Origin of the sequence: Methylocella sp., from assembly GCF_044226135.1 — a bacterium.
Classification (GTDB): domain Bacteria; phylum Pseudomonadota; class Alphaproteobacteria; order Rhizobiales; family Beijerinckiaceae; genus Methylocapsa.
In genome coordinates, this window is the sequence record NZ_JBGAHM010000022.1 from 35,737 (window position 1) to 53,323 (window position 17,587).

17 protein-coding genes, 1 tRNA gene and 1 pseudogene are annotated in these 17,587 nt (G+C 68.8%); 6 read left to right on the forward strand and 13 right to left on the reverse strand.

Going from position 1 to position 17,587, the window contains the following annotated elements; genetic code table 11:
• Nucleotides 1-120: 120 nt before the first annotated feature.
• A tRNA-Tyr gene (locus tag ACILRB_RS10575) sits at nt 121-205 on the reverse strand.
• A 304-nt stretch (nt 206-509) separates the two neighbouring features.
• On the opposite strand from ACILRB_RS10575, the gene rlmB reads away from it, so the two are divergent.
• On the forward strand, nt 510-1,313 hold the full coding sequence (gene rlmB / locus ACILRB_RS10580) for a 23S rRNA (guanosine(2251)-2'-O)-methyltransferase RlmB (RefSeq protein ID WP_395666274.1): 804 nt from the start codon (nt 510-512) through the stop codon (nt 1,311-1,313).
• 27 nt (nt 1,314-1,340) lie between these two features.
• Here the strand turns inward: rlmB and yidD are convergent.
• Nucleotides 1,341-1,625: pseudogene (yidD, locus tag ACILRB_RS10585) on the reverse strand (membrane protein insertion efficiency factor YidD); the annotation flags it as partial.
• Nucleotides 1,626-1,744: 119 nt separating this feature from the next.
• Here yidD and ACILRB_RS10590 point away from each other — a divergent pair.
• Nucleotides 1,745-2,578, forward strand: coding sequence for a MipA/OmpV family protein (locus ACILRB_RS10590; RefSeq protein WP_395666255.1), 834 nt, complete (start codon nt 1,745-1,747; stop codon nt 2,576-2,578).
• A 46-nt stretch (nt 2,579-2,624) separates the two neighbouring features.
• Here ACILRB_RS10590 and ACILRB_RS10595 read toward each other — a convergent pair whose 3' ends face one another.
• A complete protein-coding gene (locus tag ACILRB_RS10595) occupies nt 2,625-3,083 on the reverse strand; it encodes an iron-sulfur cluster assembly scaffold protein (RefSeq protein ID WP_395666256.1) in 459 nt (152 codons plus the stop codon).
• A 221-nt stretch (nt 3,084-3,304) separates the two neighbouring features.
• Here ACILRB_RS10595 and folE point away from each other — a divergent pair, with 221 nt between their 5' ends.
• The 3 genes from folE to ACILRB_RS10610 all read left to right on the forward strand — a co-directional run bounded on the left by folE (nt 3,305) and on the right by ACILRB_RS10610 (nt 5,780).
• Nucleotides 3,305-3,946 (forward strand): GTP cyclohydrolase I FolE, encoded by a 642-nt coding sequence (folE, locus tag ACILRB_RS10600; RefSeq protein ID WP_395666257.1) that lies wholly within the window; start codon nt 3,305-3,307, stop codon nt 3,944-3,946.
• Between the two features lie 34 nt (nt 3,947-3,980).
• The gene (gene hisI, locus ACILRB_RS10605; RefSeq protein WP_395666258.1) at nt 3,981-4,391 is read left to right on the forward strand and encodes a phosphoribosyl-AMP cyclohydrolase; all 411 of its coding nucleotides are present in this window, start codon (nt 3,981-3,983) and stop codon (nt 4,389-4,391) included.
• A 360-nt stretch (nt 4,392-4,751) separates the two neighbouring features.
• Nucleotides 4,752-5,780 carry a patatin-like phospholipase family protein gene (locus ACILRB_RS10610; protein WP_395666259.1) on the forward strand — a complete coding sequence of 343 codons (1,029 nt, stop codon included), beginning with the start codon at nt 4,752-4,754 and terminating at the stop codon, nt 5,778-5,780.
• A gap of 50 nt (nt 5,781-5,830) precedes the next feature.
• Here ACILRB_RS10610 and ACILRB_RS10615 read toward each other — a convergent pair whose 3' ends face one another.
• Together ACILRB_RS10615 and ACILRB_RS10620 are read right to left on the reverse strand one after the other, a co-directional pair.
• Nucleotides 5,831-6,265 carry a CBS domain-containing protein gene (locus ACILRB_RS10615; protein WP_395666260.1) on the reverse strand — a complete coding sequence of 145 codons (435 nt, stop codon included), beginning with the start codon at nt 6,263-6,265 and terminating at the stop codon, nt 5,831-5,833.
• Between the two features lie 166 nt (nt 6,266-6,431).
• Nucleotides 6,432-7,148, reverse strand: a complete 717-nt coding sequence (locus ACILRB_RS10620; RefSeq protein ID WP_395666261.1) for a carbonic anhydrase — start codon at nt 7,146-7,148, stop codon at nt 6,432-6,434.
• Between the two features lie 136 nt (nt 7,149-7,284).
• Between ACILRB_RS10620 and ACILRB_RS10625 the strand changes: the two genes are divergently transcribed.
• Entirely contained in the window at nt 7,285-8,208 is a 924-nt protein-coding gene (locus ACILRB_RS10625) for a cation diffusion facilitator family transporter (protein ID WP_395666262.1), read from the forward strand.
• Between the two features lie 284 nt (nt 8,209-8,492).
• Here the strand turns inward: ACILRB_RS10625 and ACILRB_RS10630 are convergent, their stop codons facing one another.
• From ACILRB_RS10630 to ACILRB_RS10665, 8 genes are all read right to left on the reverse strand, one after another.
• A complete protein-coding gene (locus ACILRB_RS10630; RefSeq protein WP_395666263.1) occupies nt 8,493-10,361 on the reverse strand; it encodes an ABC-F family ATP-binding cassette domain-containing protein in 1,869 nt (622 codons plus the stop codon).
• Nucleotides 10,362-10,470: 109 nt separating this feature from the next.
• Nucleotides 10,471-10,872: a F0F1 ATP synthase subunit epsilon gene (locus ACILRB_RS10635; RefSeq protein ID WP_395666264.1), complete on the reverse strand. Its 402-nt coding sequence runs from the start codon at nt 10,870-10,872 to the stop codon at nt 10,471-10,473.
• A gap of 137 nt (nt 10,873-11,009) precedes the next feature.
• Nucleotides 11,010-12,461, reverse strand: coding sequence for a F0F1 ATP synthase subunit beta (gene atpD, locus ACILRB_RS10640; RefSeq protein WP_395666265.1), 1,452 nt, complete (start codon nt 12,459-12,461; stop codon nt 11,010-11,012).
• Between the two features lie 23 nt (nt 12,462-12,484).
• A complete protein-coding gene (locus tag ACILRB_RS10645) occupies nt 12,485-13,366 on the reverse strand; it encodes a F0F1 ATP synthase subunit gamma (RefSeq protein WP_395666266.1) in 882 nt (293 codons plus the stop codon).
• A 54-nt stretch (nt 13,367-13,420) separates the two neighbouring features.
• Nucleotides 13,421-14,950: a F0F1 ATP synthase subunit alpha gene (gene atpA / locus ACILRB_RS10650; protein ID WP_395666267.1), complete on the reverse strand. Its 1,530-nt coding sequence runs from the start codon at nt 14,948-14,950 to the stop codon at nt 13,421-13,423.
• Nucleotides 14,950-15,516 carry a F0F1 ATP synthase subunit delta gene (locus ACILRB_RS10655; protein WP_395666268.1) on the reverse strand — a complete coding sequence of 189 codons (567 nt, stop codon included), beginning with the start codon at nt 15,514-15,516 and terminating at the stop codon, nt 14,950-14,952. Before ACILRB_RS10655 ends, atpA begins: the two co-directional genes overlap by 1 nt.
• A gap of 296 nt (nt 15,517-15,812) precedes the next feature.
• Nucleotides 15,813-16,988: a DNA polymerase III subunit delta gene (gene holA / locus ACILRB_RS10660; protein ID WP_395666269.1), complete on the reverse strand. Its 1,176-nt coding sequence runs from the start codon at nt 16,986-16,988 to the stop codon at nt 15,813-15,815.
• Nucleotides 16,989-16,998: 10 nt separating this feature from the next.
• Nucleotides 16,999-17,517, reverse strand: a complete 519-nt coding sequence (locus tag ACILRB_RS10665) for a hypothetical protein (RefSeq protein ID WP_395666270.1) — start codon at nt 17,515-17,517, stop codon at nt 16,999-17,001.
• Between the last annotated feature and the right edge of the window lie 70 nt (nt 17,518-17,587).

Genomic DNA, 17,587 nt, shown 5'->3' on the forward strand with positions numbered 1-17,587 from the left:
GATTCAGCATGGCCGTCGCCGCGCGCGTGCCGGCGCACGAAAATGCGACGGCGCAAAATCAAACTGGAGCGGAGGACGGCTTCGGCCGGCGAAAGGCGCGAACAGGCGGCGAGGCAAAAGTGGTGGGGGAGGTAGGACTCGAACCTACGAAGGCATAGCCAGCGGATTTACAGTCCGCCCCCTTTGCCGCTCGGGACACTCCCCCTTGAGCCCGTCGCCGAACCCGGTGGACGGCTTATGGTGACGCAAGGGAGCGCTGTCAACCCAAAATCTCCGCCGCCCGCGCCGGCGCGGGGGCTTGCGCGCCCCGTCCGCCTCGACCAAAAATCAACCTGCGGCCGGAGCGCGGCCGCGCCAGGAGCCCGCGACGCCGTGAGCCGCAGAACCTCGAGCTGGAGCGCGTCCCGGCCGATTCGCCAAAAAAGGGCCGGCGCGTGACGCGCGGCGGCCCCAAGCGTCCGCGCGACGGCGCGAAACGTTCCGACTTCGCCGCGCCGCGCCGGGCGACCATGCAGGGCGCGCCGGCGCAGGGCGCGCGCGCCGACCGCGCGCCTCCGCCGAACGCCGGCGCGGAGCCTGCCCCCTTTCGCCGGCCGTCCGCCGATCTCGTCGCGCTTTACGGCCTTCACGCGGTGCGGGAAGCGCTGCGCGCCGGAAAGCGCAAGCTGCTCGACCTCTACGCCGCGCCGGGAGCGGCCGAGAAGCTCGCGCCCGACATCGCCGCCTCGGGCGTGCGGCTCACGCTGGTCGAGCCCGAAGCCCTGTCGCGCCGGCTCGGGCCCGGCGCCGTGCATCAGGGCGCGCTTCTCGAGGCGCGGCCGATCGCGCCGCTCGACGTCTCCGAAATCACGCCGCGCGGCGGCATCGCGCTGGTGCTCGACCAGATCACCGATCCGCACAATGTCGGCGCGATCCTGCGCAGCGCCGCGGCCTTCGACGTCGACGCCGTGCTGATGACGGAGCGCCACGCGCCCGAAATGACCGGCGTTCTGGCCAAGGCCGCCTCCGGGGCGCTCGAACATGTGCCGATCGCGCCGGTGGTCAATCTGGCGCGCGCGCTGCGCGAGCTCAAAGGTCTCGGCTATCTCTGCGTCGGGCTCGATTCGGAGGGCGCCGCCGATTTGCAGGAGGTCGGCTTAAGCGCGCCGGTCGCGCTCGTGCTCGGCGGCGAGGGCAAGGGGCTGCGCCGGCTGACGCGCGAGACCTGCGACGTCGTCGCCCGCCTCGACATGCCGGGGCCGATCAAGAGCCTCAACGTCTCGAACGCCGGCGCGGTGGCGCTCGCCCTCGTCTCCCGGCGCCTGCGCGGCTGAGGCTTCGGGCATGGCTTCTGGCAAAGGACCGCGCCAGCGTCCGTAGCGCCAGGGCCGCCACGCCGCGCCCGCCGGACGCTCGGCAGGGACGGGATCGAAGCCATGTGTGCCCCAGGGCTGGCAGCGGCAGAGCCGCGCCGCGCCCATCCACCCGCCGGCCCAGAGCCCGTGCCGCCCGATCGCCTCGCTCATATAGGCCGAGCAGGTCGGCAGATGGCGGCATTGCGCGCCGACGAGCGACGAAAAAGTGAGCTGATAGGCCCTGATCGCGCCGATCGCCGTCGCGCGCAAAGCCCGGCTTAACCATGTCATGGCAGTCTTGGCTCCGACGGCGCGCGAAGAAGCCGCCGCTGTGTCTCCCATACACTATCTCGCCCCATTGACCCGCCGCATAGTGCGTCGATTCCATGCGGTCAAACGGATCGGCCCTCGTGTCTTCTTTCAAATCAGCTCTTTTCGCCGGCTGCGCCCTCTTCGGCGCGTTGTCGAGCACGGCCTTCGCAGCCGATCCAGCGCCCGCCGCCCCTGTCCAGACGGGATGGATCCTGACCCTCGGCCTCGGCCCGCAGGTGCAGACGAGCTTTCCCGGCGCGCGTTCCGTGACGGTCTGGCCGACGGGCGCCGTCGGCCTGCGCCGCCCCGGCGAGCCCGTGGCCTTTTCGTCGCCGGACGACGGCATGAGCGTCACGCTCCTTGACCTCGGCTGGCTGCGCGCCGGCCCCGCCGCCCGCGTGATCTCGCAGCGCGGCCTCAGCGGCGGCAACGGCGCCTTCTACGGCCTGCCGGACGTCGGGACTTCGGTCGAACTCGGCGCCTTCGTCGAACTCTGGTACGCCGACATGCTGCGCCTGCGCGGCGAGGCGCGGCAGGCGGTGAGCGGCCATGACGGCTTCGACGCCAACATCTCGATCGACGGCGTCTATCGCACCGGCCCCTTCACCTTCGCCCTCGGCCCGCGCCTCCAGTTCGGCAACTCGACCTACATGAACGCCTATTTCTCGGTGACGCCCGAGCAGGCCGCGCTCAACGGCAAGGTCACGCCCTATACGGCCTCGGGCGGCCTCGGCTCGGTCGGCGTCGGCGGCTCCGTCAAATATGACTATGACAAGGACTGGAGCCTGACCGTGTTCGGGGCCTACAACCGGCTCGTGTCCCAGGCCGCGGCGAGCCCGGTGCCCAACAATCTCGGGTCGCTGAACCAGTTCACCGCCGGCGCCATCCTGTCGCGCGCCTTCTACCTTGAAAGCATTCCCTTCCTGAACTGACGCGCCCGTCCAGCTCCAAAAGCCCCGGCGGCGCGGTCGGACCGGCTCAGCCGGTCCGCTTCGCCCCGTCCCCATCTCCGGCCGCAGCGATCTGGTTGACGCAGTCGAGCGTCGCCTCAAATGTCAGCAGGGTGGAGGCGTGCCGCGCCTTATAGTCGCGCACCGGCTCAAGCGTCCCGACCTCGGCCCATTTGCCCTGCGGCGGCGCCCCGTTTTCCTTCAGCATGGCGCGCACTTCGTCGCGCAGGGTCCTGATCTCCTGCGCCGTCGCGCCGATGACATTGCGCGCCATGATCGAGGCCGCGGCCTGGCCGAGCGCGCAGGCCTTCACGTCATGCGCGAAATCCACGATCTTTCCGTCGGCCATGACGAGATCGACGATGATCGTCGAGCCGCAGAGCCTCGAATGGGCCTTGGCGGTCGCGTCCGGCCGCTCAAGGCGCCCGAGCCGCGGGATATTCGCCGCAAGCTCGAGGATTCTGGCGTTGTAGATGTCGTTGATCATGAGCTGGGCGGCCGGGCGAAAGCTTCGGGATGACGGCGAACACATTCTACTATATAGGTGTCGGTCAGCGTAGCGGCGAGAAATCCGCCTTGCTCTCCGCGCCGATCGGCCCCGCCACTTCGGCGCCTCTGCTTTCAGCAGCATCTGCTTCTGACCGCGGACACAACGGCTCTTCCTTTGGGATTAGCCGCCGATCACTGATGTTTTTGGAGGCGCCACTGATGGATGCCGTGGTTAAGTCCTTGATTGAACGCAAAGAGCACCCGCGCGACATATCCGCGCGGGAGCCGAGGCCGACCCGACAGGAAGCGGAGGCCGCAGTGCGCGTGCTGCTGCGCTGGGCCGGCGACGATCCCGACCGCGAAGGCCTCGTCGACACGCCGGCGCGCGTGGTCAAGGCCTATGACGAGCTCTTTTCGGGCTATCACGAGAACGCGACCGACGTGCTTTCGCGCGTCTTCGAGGAAGTCCACGGCTACGACGACCTCGTTCTCGTGCGCGACATCCCGTTCTTCTCGCATTGCGAGCACCATGTGGTGCCCTTTGTCGGCGTCGCCCATATCGCCTACTATCCCTCCGAAGACGGCGTGGTCGGCCTGTCCAAGCTCGCCCGCCTCGTCGACGTGTTCGCGCGGCGGCTGCAGACGCAGGAGGCGCTGACCGCGCAGATCGTCGGCGCGATCGACCTGCATCTTCGCCCGCGCGGCTGCGCCCTGATGATCGAGGCCGAGCATATGTGCATGTCGATGCGCGGCGTGCGCAAGCAGGGCGCGCAGACCGTGACGACGCAGTTCACTGGCGTGTTCCGCGACGACCCCGCCGAGCAGGTGCGCTTCTTCACGCTTCTGCGCCACGGCAAATAGCCCCTCCCCTCCAGCACGACGAGCAGAAACGCGCATGTCCGCGCCAGACTCCGTCTCGCCCGACGCGAAAAAAGAGCTTGAGGAAGGCGAGAGCTTCACGCCCCGCTTTGGCGCGGACGGGCTCATCGCCTGCGTGGCCCGCGCCGCTGAAGACGGCGAGATCCTCATGGTCGCTCACATGAACGAAGAGGCGCTGCGCCTGACGCTCGAAACCGGCGAGGCGCATTACTGGTCGCGCTCGCGCCAGGCGCTGTGGCGCAAGGGCGCGACCTCGGGCCAGCTCCAGACGGTCCGCGACATCCGCGTCGACTGCGACCAGGACGTGCTGCTCATCACCGTCGAGGCCGGCGGCGACGGCGGCGCCTGCCACACCGGCCGGCGCTCCTGCTTCTACCGCCGCCTCATCATGACGGATCGCGGCGCGAAGCTCGTCTTCGACGCCTGACGCGCACGCGCTCCGCCCTTGCGGGCGCTCCGTCCGCGGGCCATGCTTTGGACTCTGTCTTTCAAGGATCGCGCTGCGGCTTCCCGGAGGGCGCCATGCGGAAAGTCCATCTGGCCTATCTTCTGCTCGCCTTGGTCGTCGCGCTGCTCCTTCTCGCGCAGACGGGTTATCTGCCCCTCTGACCGGCGACGCCGCCCGACGCCTTGTCAACAGGAGCGTTTTTCATCAGCCGGGCGGCGGCGTCGGGGCGCACGCCGCCATGAGGCGACGCTTCTTTGTCGCGTCATTGAACCGAGATAGCTCTGAAAGCGTCAATCTTTCAGGCGCAACATCCTGACAGGACGACGCGGGAGGAGCGGCGTGAACGAAGCCTCCAGTAGCTTTCCGCCGCCCCGCCTCGGCCGGAGCCGTCGGGGCCTGCGCATTGGACTTGCGCTCGGCGCAGGCGCGGCGCGCGGCTGGGCGCATATCGGCGTGCTGCTCGAACTCGCCGACCATGGCGTCGCGCCCGACGTCGTGGCCGGCACCTCCATCGGCGCCGTCGTCGGCGGATGTTATGCGGCGGGCAAGCTTGACGAGGTCGAGGCGTTCGCCCGGGGGCTGTCCAAGAAGAGCGTGTTCGGCCTGCTCGACGTGAGTTTCTCGGGCGTCGGCCTGCTCAGCGGCGCGCGCCTGCGGCGCCGGCTCGACCAGTCCATCGCCGGGCGCAGGCTTGAGGAGCTCGACAAGCCCTTCGCCGCCGTCGCGACCGAATGCGGCACCGGGCATGAGATCTGGCTGACGCGCGGCGACGCGGTCGAGGCGATCTGCGCCTCCTACGCCCTGCCCGGCATTTTCGAGCCGATGCAGATCAACGGGCGCTGGCTGTTCGACGGCGCGCTCGTCAATCCCGTGCCGGTCACCGTGTGCCGCGCGCTCGGCGCGGACATTGTGCTCGCGGTCAATCTTGTCGGCGATTACGGATTCCGCGGCACGGTCATCAACGACCAGCTTTCGCTTGAGCCGTCGCTCGACCGGCTGGCGGCGGCGATCGAGGCCGAAACGCCGAAAGGCGGCCTGCTCGGCGCGCTGCGGCGCGAGCAGCGCCGCCATTTCGGCAAGCGCGCGGACGGGGCGCCCGGCATGGGCAGCGCGATGATGGACGCCTTCAACATCGCCCAGAGCCGCATCTCGCGCTCCCGCCTCGCGGGAGATCCGCCGGACGTGCTGATCACGGCGAAGGTCGCGCGCGTCGGCCTGTTCGACTTTCATCGCGCAGGCGAGCTGATCGACGTCGGCCGCGAGGCGGCGCGGCGCGCCATTCCGGAGATCGCGGACTATATCGCGCTCGCGCCGCGCGCCCAGGACGCGCCGCCGGATCCGTCGGCGCCGGACGGCGGGCCGGCCTGAACGCGCCGCGCCAGGCGGCCCCGACGCAGGGTCAGGGCCACGCGCGCGTCTCAGGCGCTGGCGATATATTCCTTCATCGCCTCATGCTGCTGCTGCATCTCCTCAAGCCGCGACTTCACAAGGTCGCCGATCGAGACAAGTCCGGCGAGCTTGCCGTCCTTGACCACGGGAAGATGGCGGAAGCGCTTGCTGGTCATCCGCTCCATGGCCGAACTGACGCATTCCGACTCGTCCGTGGTGACGACCCGCGCCGTCATATATTTCGAGGCGGACTCGCCGAGCGCGCCGGCGCCTTCGCGGCCGATCGCGCGGACGATGTCACGTTCAGACAAAATGCCGACGACCGCGCCGTCCGCGTCGGTCACGACGACGGCGCCGATGTTCTGGGCGGCGAGAAGCTGCAGCACCTCCGCGATCGTGCGCTCAGGCTGCGTCGTGCTCACGTTCCGCCCTTTTTCCGCAAGAATGCGAGCGATGGTCGACATCTATTCCTCTCCTTCGTCGTCTTGTTTGGTCCGCGCTCTGCGGCGCGGCGTCTCGTCGCAGGATGCACGCCTTGGGCGGCCGGCGCAACAAGACTGTCCACGCGTCAAACGGCGCGGCCGCCAAGGGTTCGACGGAGAGGTCCGGCCTGCCTGGGCCGCGAGGCCCCTAGAAGCGCGGCTCCGCCAGCGCGGCGGCGTGCGTCTCGGGCCTGACCGGGGAAAACAGGCCGTCGCGCTCGTCGAGGGCGAGAAGCTTGCCGTCGGAGATCCCGAAATAAGCGCCGTGGAGCGTCAAAATGCCGCGCCGCTCCAGATTCGCCACCGACGGAAAGGTGCGCAGATTGGCGAGCCCCTGAATGATCGAGGCGAAGGCGAGTCGTTCTGAATAGAGCGCGGCCGGCTCCGTCGGCGCTCCGATCCGCTCGGCGGCGGGCGCGATCAGGCTGATCCATTTGCCGATGAAGTCGCCGACCGAGAGCGGCTTCTGATAGGGGTCGAGCTCCGCGTCGACGAAGGCGCGCACGCCGCCGCAGCTCGCATGGCCGAGCACCACGATATGCGCGACGCGCAGCGCCAGCACGGCGTATTCGACGGCGGCCGAGGTGCCGTGCAGATCGTCGTTCGGCCCATAGGGGGGGATCAGATTGGCGACGTTGCGCACGACGAACAGCTCGCCCGGCGCGGCGTCGAAGATGACCTCCGGCGACACGCGCGAATCGCAGCAGCCGATCAGCAGGATGCGCGGATTCTGGCCTTCCGACCCGAGCTTCTGGAACCGTTCCTGCTCGCGCGCGAAATGCCCCCCGAGGAAGGATTCATAGCCGGCGACGAGACGGCCCGGCAAAAGCTCCGCCCGCGTTTCTTCGCCGTCTGATTTCGTCATCGCTCCCGTCTCCTTCGTCGTTCCTCCCCCAAATGGTATAGAATGGCCGGCGCGGCGCCAAGGCGAGCCTTTTCGGTCGCGTCCGCAGCCGGGGCGTGGCATTGGTCATCGCAGCCCGTCCCGAAACCCGCCGACCATGACTTTCGCTCCCGATCCGCGCGAGTCGCGCGCCGAACAGCGCCTGTTGCGCCTCTCGATCCATGTCACCCTCGCGACCGGCCTCGTCGGCGCGGCCATGGGCCTTTGCCTCGGCTCGCGTTCAGTGCTGTTTGACGGCGTCTATTCGCTCGTCGACGTCGCCATGACCGGACTCGCGCTCATCGTCTCGAAACTGCTCGCGACAGAGGGAAGCCGCCGCTTCCAGTTCGGCTACTGGCATTTCGAGCCCATGGTCGCCGCCTTCAACGGGACCATTCTCACCCTGTCCTGCCTTTACGCCCTGCTCGACGCCGTCAGCCTGCTGCTCGACGGCGGCAACCGCATCGAATTCGGCGCAGCCTCGGCCTACGCCGGCGTTTCCGCGCTCGTCTGCCTCGCCATGGCCTGGCGCGTCGCCCGCGGCGCGCGCGAGCTCGACTCCGACCTGCTGCGCGTCGACGCCCGCGCCTTTCTCGTGGGCGGCCTCGTCAGCCTCGCCCTGCTCGCGAGCTTCATGATCGGCCTCGCGCTCGAAAAGGCGGGGCGCGGCGATCTCGCGCCCTATGTCGACCCACTCGTGCTCGCGGCGATCATTCTGGCGGTCGCGCCCCTGCCCGTGCTGACGGTCGTGCGCGGGCTGCGGGAGGTGTTTCTCGTCGCGCCGCGCGCGCTCGACGCGCGGGTGCGCGCGACGATGGAGGCCGCGCGCGCCCGACATGGCTTTCTTGGCTTCACGAGCTATGTCGCCAAGATCGGACGGGCGCGCTTCATCGACGCCTATTTCCTGTTGCCGCCCGACTACCCGCCAGCGACGGTCGGCGCCTTTGACGCGATCCGCGACGAAATCGCGCGCGATCTCGGCGCCGCGGAGACTCAGCTCTGGCTCAATGTCAGCTTCACGGCTGACGCGAAATGGACCTGAGTCTCGAATCTGCGCCAAGCCGATTGAATCGCCCTGACCGGACAGAGTCGACGCGTTGGCTCCAGCGCGATCTTCAGTCGGCCGAACGACCCATTTCGGTCCAAGACCGCGTCTCCCCTCCGCTTCGCGGCGCCCGGCTGAGGTGGCGAAGCGGCCCGCCCCCCGTCGCCGCCGCACCCGCGGAACTCTGCGATCCTGCACGATCCGGGCGGACGTCTTGCGCCCCTGAACCTCTCCCGCCCTCTTACGCCTGTGCGAAATCCCGGGTCTTTTCAGGCGGGCGCTCAACCTTCCAGCGCCTCGCGACGGATTTCAAGCTCGAGCCATTTGTCCTCGGCGTCCGCGAGCTCCGCTTCGGCCTTGGCGAAGGCCTGCGACGCCCTGGCGAATCGCTCGGGATTTTTGGCGTAAAGCTCGGGATCGTCGAGCAGCGCCTTGAGCTTTGAAAGATCTGCGCGCAGCGCCTCCATCCGCGTCGGCAGGGTTTCGAGCGCGTGTTTCTCCTTGAAGCTGAGGCGGACTTTCGCCTGCGTCTTCTCGTTTCGCGCGGCCGCCGGCTTTTCGGCCTTTTCACCGGCCGCGGCCTTTTCCGCCGCGCCCGTGCCCGGCGCGCCCATGCCATGCGCGCCCATGCCTTGCGCGCCCAAAACGGGCGCGCCGACTCCGGCGCCGCGCTGCGCGACCATGTCGCCATAGCCGCCGGCGTATTCCTGCCAGCGCCCGCGCCCCTCGGACATCACGACGGAGGTCGCGACGCGGTCGAGGAAATCGCGGTCGTGGCTGACGACGATCAGCGTGCCCGGATAATCGGCCAGCATCTCCTGCAGGAGATCGAGCGTCTCAAGGTCGAGGTCGTTCGTCGGCTCGTCGAGCACCAGCAGGTTCGACGGCCGCGCGAGGGCGCGCGCGAGCATCAGGCGCCCGCGCTCGCCGCCCGAAAGCCTGCCGATCGGGGTTCGCGCCTGCTCAGGGCCGAACAGGAAGTCTTTCATGTAGCCGACGACATGCTTGCGCTCGCCGTTGATTTCGACGAAATCGCTTCCTCCTCCGGTCAGGGCGTCCTTGAGCAGAGTGTCGGGCTGCAGGCTTGCGCGGCCCTGATCGAGCGTCGCCATGTCGACATTGGCGCCGATGCGGGCGTACCCTGAGTCCGGCTCGACCGATCCGGTCAGCAGGCCGATCAGCGTCGATTTGCCGGCGCCGTTCGGCCCGACCACGCCGAGCCGGTCGCCGCGCAGCACGCGCGTCGAGAAATTGGCCACGATCGGGCGCCCGTCATAGGATTTCGTCAGCGCTTCGGCCTCGACCACGAGCTTGCCCGAGACTTTTCCCTCGGAGGCCATGAGCCTGACCGCGCCGGGGCCGCCCTGACGGCGGCGCTTTTCGAGGCGCAGGCCTTCAAGGTCGGCGAGGCGTTTCTGATTGCGCTTGCGCCGCGCCGTGACGCCGTAGCGCAGCCAGTGCTCTTCGGCGACGATCTTGCGGTCCGCCTTGTGGCGCTGCGTTTCTTCTTCTTCGAGCAGCTGGTCGCGCCAGGCCTCGAAAGCGCCAAACCCCTGCCCCAGCGCGCGCGTGCGGCCGCGGTCGAGCCAGACGACGCCGCGCGAGAGATTTTGCAAAAAACGTCGGTCATGGCTGATGAGCACGAGCGCCGAGCGCAGGCTCTTCAGCTCCGATTCGAGCCACTCGATGGCCGGCAGGTCGAGATGGTTGGTGGGCTCGTCGAGAAGAAGGATGTCGGGCTCGGGGGCGAGCGCTCGCGCCAGCGCCGCGCGCCGCGCCTCGCCGCCCGACAGTTGCGCGGGCGGCTCCCCGCCCGTCAGGCCGAGGTCTTCGAGAAGGCGGCGCGCCCGATGCGGATCGCCGAGCGGGCCGAGCCCCGCCTCGACATAGGCGCCGACCGTCGCGAAGGCTGAAAGGTCGGGCTCCTGCGGCAGATAGCGCACGTCGGCGTCAGGCTGCAGGAAGCGCGTCCCGCCGTCCCTCTCGACAAGGCCGGCGGCGATCTTGAGGAGCGTGGATTTGCCGGAGCCGTTGCGTCCGACGAGGCAGAGCCTGTCGCCGGGGCTGACCGAAAGCTCGGCGCTTTCAAGGAGCGGACGCCCGCCGAAGCTGAGGCTGACGTCCTGGAGCAGAAGAAGAGGTGGAGCCATGAGGCCGATCGCATATCGCGTCGGCCTCATGTCGGAAAGCAAAAACGGCGGCGGGCGAAAGCGGCGGACGGCAGGACCGACGAAAAGCGGCGCCGCGCGGCGCGAGGCGTCAGATCTTGAGCGCGATCTTCAGCTCGACGAGCTGGTCGCGCCGCTCGCTCGCGGCCTGGCGCGCGCTTTCGGCGGTCGCGTCGGCGATGTCGTCCTCGGCGTCCTTGATGTCCTGGTCGAGCTTGGCCGCGTCGAGCTCGTCGAGCGGCACGGCGCGCTCGGCGAGAATGGTCAGGCCCGCCGGCGAGACGTCGGCGAAGCCGCCGCGCACGAAATAACGCTGGCGTCCGGCGGCGCCGGCGCCGATGTCCACGACGCCCGGGCGCAGCGTGGTCATGAAGGGCGCATGATCCTTCAGGACCGTGAACTGGCCCTCGGAGCCCGGGACGACGACGGACTCGACGTCGCCCGCGAAAACGTGCCGCTCCGGCGACACAAGCTCGAAATGGAACTCAGGCATGGCCCGTCCTCAAAATTTTCGCGCAGCCGATCGTCGCAAACGCGCCGCGAGACGCGCGGCGGCGTCATGTGAACAGCCGGCGCGAGACGCGCCGGCCGCGAAACGCGGCGCGGACGAGCCGCGCCGGGGCGTCCCGCTCAGGCCGCTTCGGCGGCGAGGCGCTGCGACTTCTCGACCGCCTCTTCGATGGAGCCGACCATGTAGAAGGCCGCTTCCGGCAGATGGTCGTATTTGCCCTCGACGAGCCCCTTGAAGCCCTTGATCGTGTCGGCGAGCGCGACGAGCTTGCCGGGCGAGCCGGTGAACACCTCGGCGACGTGGAAGGGCTGCGACAGGAAACGCTCGATCTTGCGGGCGCGGGCGACCGTGAGCTTGTCCTCTTCGGACAGTTCGTCCATGCCAAGAATGGCGATGATGTCCTGCAGGCCCTTGTAGCGCTGCAGCGTCTGCTGCACCTGACGGGCGACGGCGTAATGCTCCTCGCCGACGATCATCGGCGACAGCATGCGCGAGGTCGAGTCGAGCGGATCGACCGCCGGATAGATGCCCTTCTCGGCGATCGAGCGCGACAGCACGGTCGTGGCGTCGAGATGGGCGAAGGAGGTGGCCGGCGCCGGGTCGGTCAGATCGTCGGCGGGCACATAAATGGCCTGCACCGAGGTGATCGAGCCCTTGGTGGTGGTGGTGATGCGCTCCTGCAGCGCGCCCATGTCGGTCGCGAGCGTCGGCTGATAGCCCACCGCCGAGGGAATGCGGCCGAGCAGCGCGGACATCTCGGAGCCCGCCTGGGTGAAGCGGAAGATGTTGTCGACGAAGAACAGCACGTCCTGGCCCTGGTCGCGGAAGTTCTCGGCGATGGTGAGGCCGGTCAGCGCGACGCGAGCGCGGGCGCCCGGGGGCTCGGACATCTGGCCGTAGACCAGCGCGCATTTCGAGCCTTCGGCCGAGCCGCCATGCTCGCGCGGGTCCATGTTCACCTTGGACTCGATCATCTCATAGTAGAGATCATTGCCCTCGCGGGTGCGCTCGCCGACGCCGGCGAAGACGGAATAGCCGCCGTGCGCCTTGGCGACGTTGTTGATGAGCTCCATGATGAGCACGGTCTTGCCGACGCCCGCGCCGCCGAACAGGCCGATCTTGCCGCCCTTGGCGTAGGGCGCGAGCAGGTCGACGACCTTGATGCCGGTGACGAGGATCTGCGCCTCGGTCGACTGCTCGGCGTAGGAAGGCGCGAGCTGGTGGATGGCGCGATAGGTGTCGGCCTTGATCGGGCCGGCCTCGTCGACGGCCTCGCCGATGACGTTGATGATGCGTCCGAGCGTGCCTTCCCCGACCGGCACGCTGATCGGCGCGCCGGTGTCGCGCACCGGCTGGCCGCGCGTCAGGCCTTCCGAGACGTCCATGGCGAGGCAACGCACGGAGTTCTCGCCAAGGTGCTGGGCGACCTCGAGGACGAGGCGCTGGCCGCCGTTCTCGGTTTCGAGGGCGTTGAGGATCTCGGGCAGATGACCGTCGAACTTGACGTCGACGACGGCGCCGATGACCTGCGTGATGTAGCCGGTCGACGAATTGGGGGAGGCGTCAGTCATGGTTCGTCCCTTCAAATCTCTGCTCAGAGCGCCTCGGCGCCGGAGATGATCTCGATCAGCTCCTTGGTGATCATGGCCTGGCGCGAGCGGTTGTATTGCATCGTCTGCTTCTTGATCATCTCGCCGGCGTTGCGCGAGGCGCTGTCCATCGCGCTCATGCGCGCGCCCTGTTCGGAGGCGGCGTTTTCGAGAAGCGCGCGGAGCACCTGGATCGACACGTTGCGCGGCAGGAGAGTCGCGAGGATCTGCTCCTCGTCGGGCTCATATTCATAAACCGCCTGCGGCGCCGCTTCGGCGCCGGAGCCGGCGGGGATGCTCATCGGCACGAGCCGCAGCGCGGTGGGGATCTGCTGGATCACGCTGCGGAAGCGCGAATAGAACAGGGTGCAGACGTCATAGTCGCCCGCGTCATACATCGCGAGGATCTTGCGGCCGATGGCGTCGGCGTTCTCGAAGCCGATCTGGCGCACGCCGCGCAGGTCGATGAATTCGATGATCTCTTTCTCGAACTGGCGGCGAAGGATGTCGTAGCCCTTCTTGCCGACGCAGATCATCTTGACGGTCTTGCCCTGCGCGAGCAGCGCCGTGGCGTGATCGCGGGCGAGGCGCGCGATCGAGGAGTTGAAGCCGCCGCACAGGCCGCGCTCGGCCGTGCAGACGATCAGCAGATGAACGGCGTCGGTCCCGCGTCCGGTCAGGAGACCGGGCGCCGTGGAGCTCGGGCCGATCGAGGCGGCGAGCGAGGCGAGCACCTGCTCCATGCGCTCGGCGTAGGGCCGCGCCGCTTCGGCGGCGTTCTGCGCGCGCCGCAGCTTCGCCGCGGCCACCATCTGCATGGCCTTGGTTATCTTCTGCGTCGCCTTCACGGAGGCGATCCGGTTGCGCAGGTCCTTTAACGAGGGCATGGCGTGTCCGCTTGGCTAGATTCGGTTGCTCTCAGACGGCGAAAGCGAAGAGCCTCAAGCGAAGTTCTTGGCGTAGCCCTCGACGATCCCCTTCAGCTGCTGCTGCGAGGCGTCGGAGAGATCCTTCGAGCTGCGGATCGCCTCGAGCAGGTCGGCGTGGCTGGTGCGCAGGAGCGCGAGCAGGCCGTCCTCGAAGGCGCGGACGCGGTTCACCGGAATGGCGTCGAGATAGCCGTTGACGCCGGCGTAGATCACCGCGACCTGCTCCTCCATCTTGAGGGGCGAGAACTGCGGCTGCTTCAGCAGCTCGGTGAGGCGCGAGCCGCGCGCCAGCAGGCGCTGGGTGGTCACGTCGAGATCCGAGCCGAACTGGGCGAAGGCGGCCATCTCGCGATACTGGGCGAGCTCGCCCTTGATCTTGCCGGCGACCTTCTTCATCGCCTTGGTCTGCGCGGCCGAGCCGACGCGCGACACCGAGAGGCCGACGTTCACGGCCGGGCGGATGCCCTGGTAGAACAGGTCGGTCTCAAGGAAGATCTGGCCGTCGGTGATCGAGATGACGTTGGTCGGGATATAGGCCGACACGTCGTTGGCCTGGGTCTCGATGACCGGCAGGGCGGTCAGCGAGCCGGCGCCGTTGGCGTCGCGCAGCTTGGCGGCGCGCTCGAGCAGGCGGGAGTGGAGGTAGAACACATCGCCGGGATAGGCTTCGCGGCCCGGCGGGCGGCGCAGCAGAAGCGACATCTGGCGATAGGCGACGGCCTGCTTGGAGAGATCGTCATAGACGATCAGCGCGTGCATGGCGTTGTCGCGGAAATACTCGCCCATGGCGCAGCCCGCGAAGGGCGCGAGGAACTGCATCGGCGCCGGGTCCGAGGCGGTGGCGGCGACGACGATCGAATATTCGAGCGCGCCGTTCTCCTCGAGCGCCTTCACGAACTGGGCGACGGTGGAGCGCTTCTGGCCGACGGCGACATAGACGCAATAGAGCTTGACGCTCTCGTCATTGCCGGCGTTGAGCGGCTTCTGGTTCAAGATGGCGTCGAGCGCGACCGCCGTCTTGCCGGTCTGGCGGTCGCCGATGATGAGTTCGCGCTGGCCGCGGCCGATCGGGATCAGCGCGTCGATGGCCTTGAGGCCGGTGGCCATCGGCTCATGCACGGACTTGCGCGGGATGATGCCGGGCGCCTTGACGTCGACGCGGGCGCGCTTCTCGTAGACGATCGGGCCCTTGCCGTCGATCGGATTGCCGAGCGCGTCGACGACGCGGCCGAGCAGGCCCTTGCCGACCGGCACGTCGACGATGGCGCCGGTGCGCTTGACGGTCTGGCCTTCCTTGATGTCGCGGTCGGAGCCGAAGATGACGACGCCGACGTTGTCGACCTCGAGGTTCAGCGCCATGCCGCGCACGCCGTTCTCGAACTCGACCATTTCGCCGGCCTCGACCTTGTCGAGGCCGTAGACGCGGGCGATGCCGTCGCCGACCGAAAGGACCTGCCCGACCTCGGTCACCGAGGCTTCGGCGCCGAAGTTGGCGATCTCATTCTTGAGGATCTGCGAAATTTCTGCGGCGCGGATGTCCATCAGCCGACCTCTTTCATGCGTGCGCGGAGCGAATTGAGTTTGGTCTTGAGCGAGCTGTCGACCATGCGGGAGCCGATCTGGACGATCATGCCGCCGATCAGCGAGGGATCGACCTTGACGTCGACCGCGACCCTCGAGCCGCCGGCGATTTCGACCAGGGCGGCCTTCAGGGCCTCGACATGCTCGTCCTTGAGCGATTCGGCGACCGTCACCGCGGCGCGCGAAAGGCCGACGGCGTGGTCGTGAAGAATGTTGAAGTCGCGGATCATGTCGCGCACGGCGAACAGCCGGCGCTTGGCGGCGACGAGCTTCAGGAACTGCGCGGTGGTGGTGCCGGAGAGTCCGGCGCGGCCCAGCAGCGCGTCGAGCGCCTTGACCTGCTGCTCCGCCGAGAAGACCGGGCTGCGGACGAAATTGCGAAGGTCTTCGCTTTCGTCGAGCATCGCCGCGAAGGTCGCGAGATCCGCCGCGACGCCTTCGACGGCGCCCCTTTCTTCGGCGAGGGCGAACAGCGCCTGGGCGTAGCGCCCGGCCATTCCTGAAACGAGAGTTTCCTGCTTCGCCAAGGGGAGGCCCCAATGTTCGATCGCTCCGCCTCCCGCGCGTCTTGCGGGAGCGGGCCCCGGGCGCGACGCGCAGGGCCGGACTGGAGACGTAAGATGGAGACGGAAGGGCGCAGAAGGGAGACGGCCGCGCCCTGACGGCGAAGGGGTTGCTATCATAGGATATTTTATGGCGCAACCCTGGCCGCACAGATGCGTGAAGATGCGCGGCGAAACAACGCAAGATTTCTCTTAATCAATTGAAATAACGTCATATACGGCGACGCCGCGGCGGCCGTCGCGGCGTCCGCGAAAGCTTTTCAAGGCGCCCTGCGAACAGGCAGCGCGTTGATTTCCCCGCCCTTTTCTTGAGCGTGGCCGTAATGCGGGCGACGCAAAAACTTCACCCGCCGTTTTCTGCGCCGGCGGACCCGTCGTCCGCGCCTGGCGCCTCCCCTGCGCGGGGCCCCACAGCGCCCGCCCGGCCCCGGCTCGCGGCGCCCCGCCCGCGCCGCCGCGGCGACGCTCCACAGCGCGCGCAGGCCCGCGGCCTCGGCGAGCCTCGGCTCAAGCCGGGCGCGGCGCACCGCCTCAGCCAGAATCTCCACGGCCCGCGCCAGCCGCTCGGCGCTCCAGGCGTCGAGCTGGCGCTCGCGCTCGCGGGCTCCGCCGAAGCCGCCGCCATGGCCCCCGCCGGCGTCGCGGTCGAGCCTTGCGCGGCGCAGGCCGAGCGCATGGCGCAGCGCCGCGCCAAGAAGCTGGTTGACGTCCCCGCCCTGCGCGAACAGCCGCCGCGCCCCGGCGTCGAGCGCCGCGTAATCGCCGCGGAAGGCGCCGTCGACGGCGTGGTCGAGCAGCAGGCTCGACGCGTCGGCGACGACCGCCTCCACATGCTCGACCCCGATCTCGGGCGCGCCGCGGGCGTAGAGCAGGAGCTTTTCGATCTCGCCGCGCGTCGACAGGCGGTCTTCTCCGAGAAGCGAGCCGAGCAGCGCCCTGGCGTCGGGCGCGATTCTGAAGCCCGCCCGCGCCGCCTCGCGTTCGACCAGGGCCTCGATCTCGGCCGGCCCGTCCTGCGCGCAGGCGACGGCGAGCGCGCGTTTTTCGCGTTCGCACAGCTTGCGCAGCGCCGAATCGGGCTTCAGCGCGCCGGCCGAAATCACCACCGTCGCGGCCTCGGGCGGCGCGGCGAACAGCGGCTCGAGCGCCGGGACGAAGGTCTTGCCCTGCGCCTCGATCCAGACGGCGCGCCGCCCGCCGAACAGGCCGATGGTGTTCGCCTCGTCGGCGAGGCGCAGCGGGTCGGCGGCGAGATCGTCGCCGCCAAGGCGCAGGAGCTGGAACGGGTCTCTCGGGTCGTCGACCGCTTTTTCGACGACGGCGCGGGCGCGCTCGCTGACGAGGCCCGCGTCCTGCCCGTGGAAGAGGTAGAGAAAGACATGCGCCGCCGGCCGCGCGAGCAGCTGGTCGGCCTCATGGCTCCTGACGGCGACCATGCGCTGCGCGTCAGCCCTTGCCGGCGAAGGCTGCGGCGATGTTGGCGCGGATCTGCTGGCCGAGCAGGCGCGCGTTGCGGATCTCGGCGTCGCGCGAGGCGCGCATGTTGGCGTAGCGCTGCGAGAAGCGGTCGTAGCTCGACTGCGCGCGCACCAGCCCCTTGGCCACCGGATCGCCGCCGCCGACCGGAACGAGCGTATATTCGGCGACCGCCGCGAGCGTGCCGGAGCTTGGATAGCCGGTCACCGTGTCGACCAGCGGCGACTGCAGATATTCCTGCAGGCCGATATAAAGCGTGTAGCGCGCCGCCTGCGGCGTCCCCGAGCCGTTGAAGCCGAAGCGCAGCTCGTTTTCGAGGTAATGGCCCTCGCGGCCGGAGATCGGCATGACGTGGATCGCGGCGAGGTCGCCCGCGAGCGCGCCGCCCGCGACCTGCGGGCCATAGAGCGGCTGGAAGCAGCCCGCGAGCGCGAGAGACAGCGCGAGCGCGGCGGCGGCGAAGGGAAGCCTCGGGCTAGGCGACGACATTCACGATCCTTTGCGGAACGATGATGATCTTCTTGACCGGGCGCCCTTCGAGCGCGCGCCGCACCGGCTC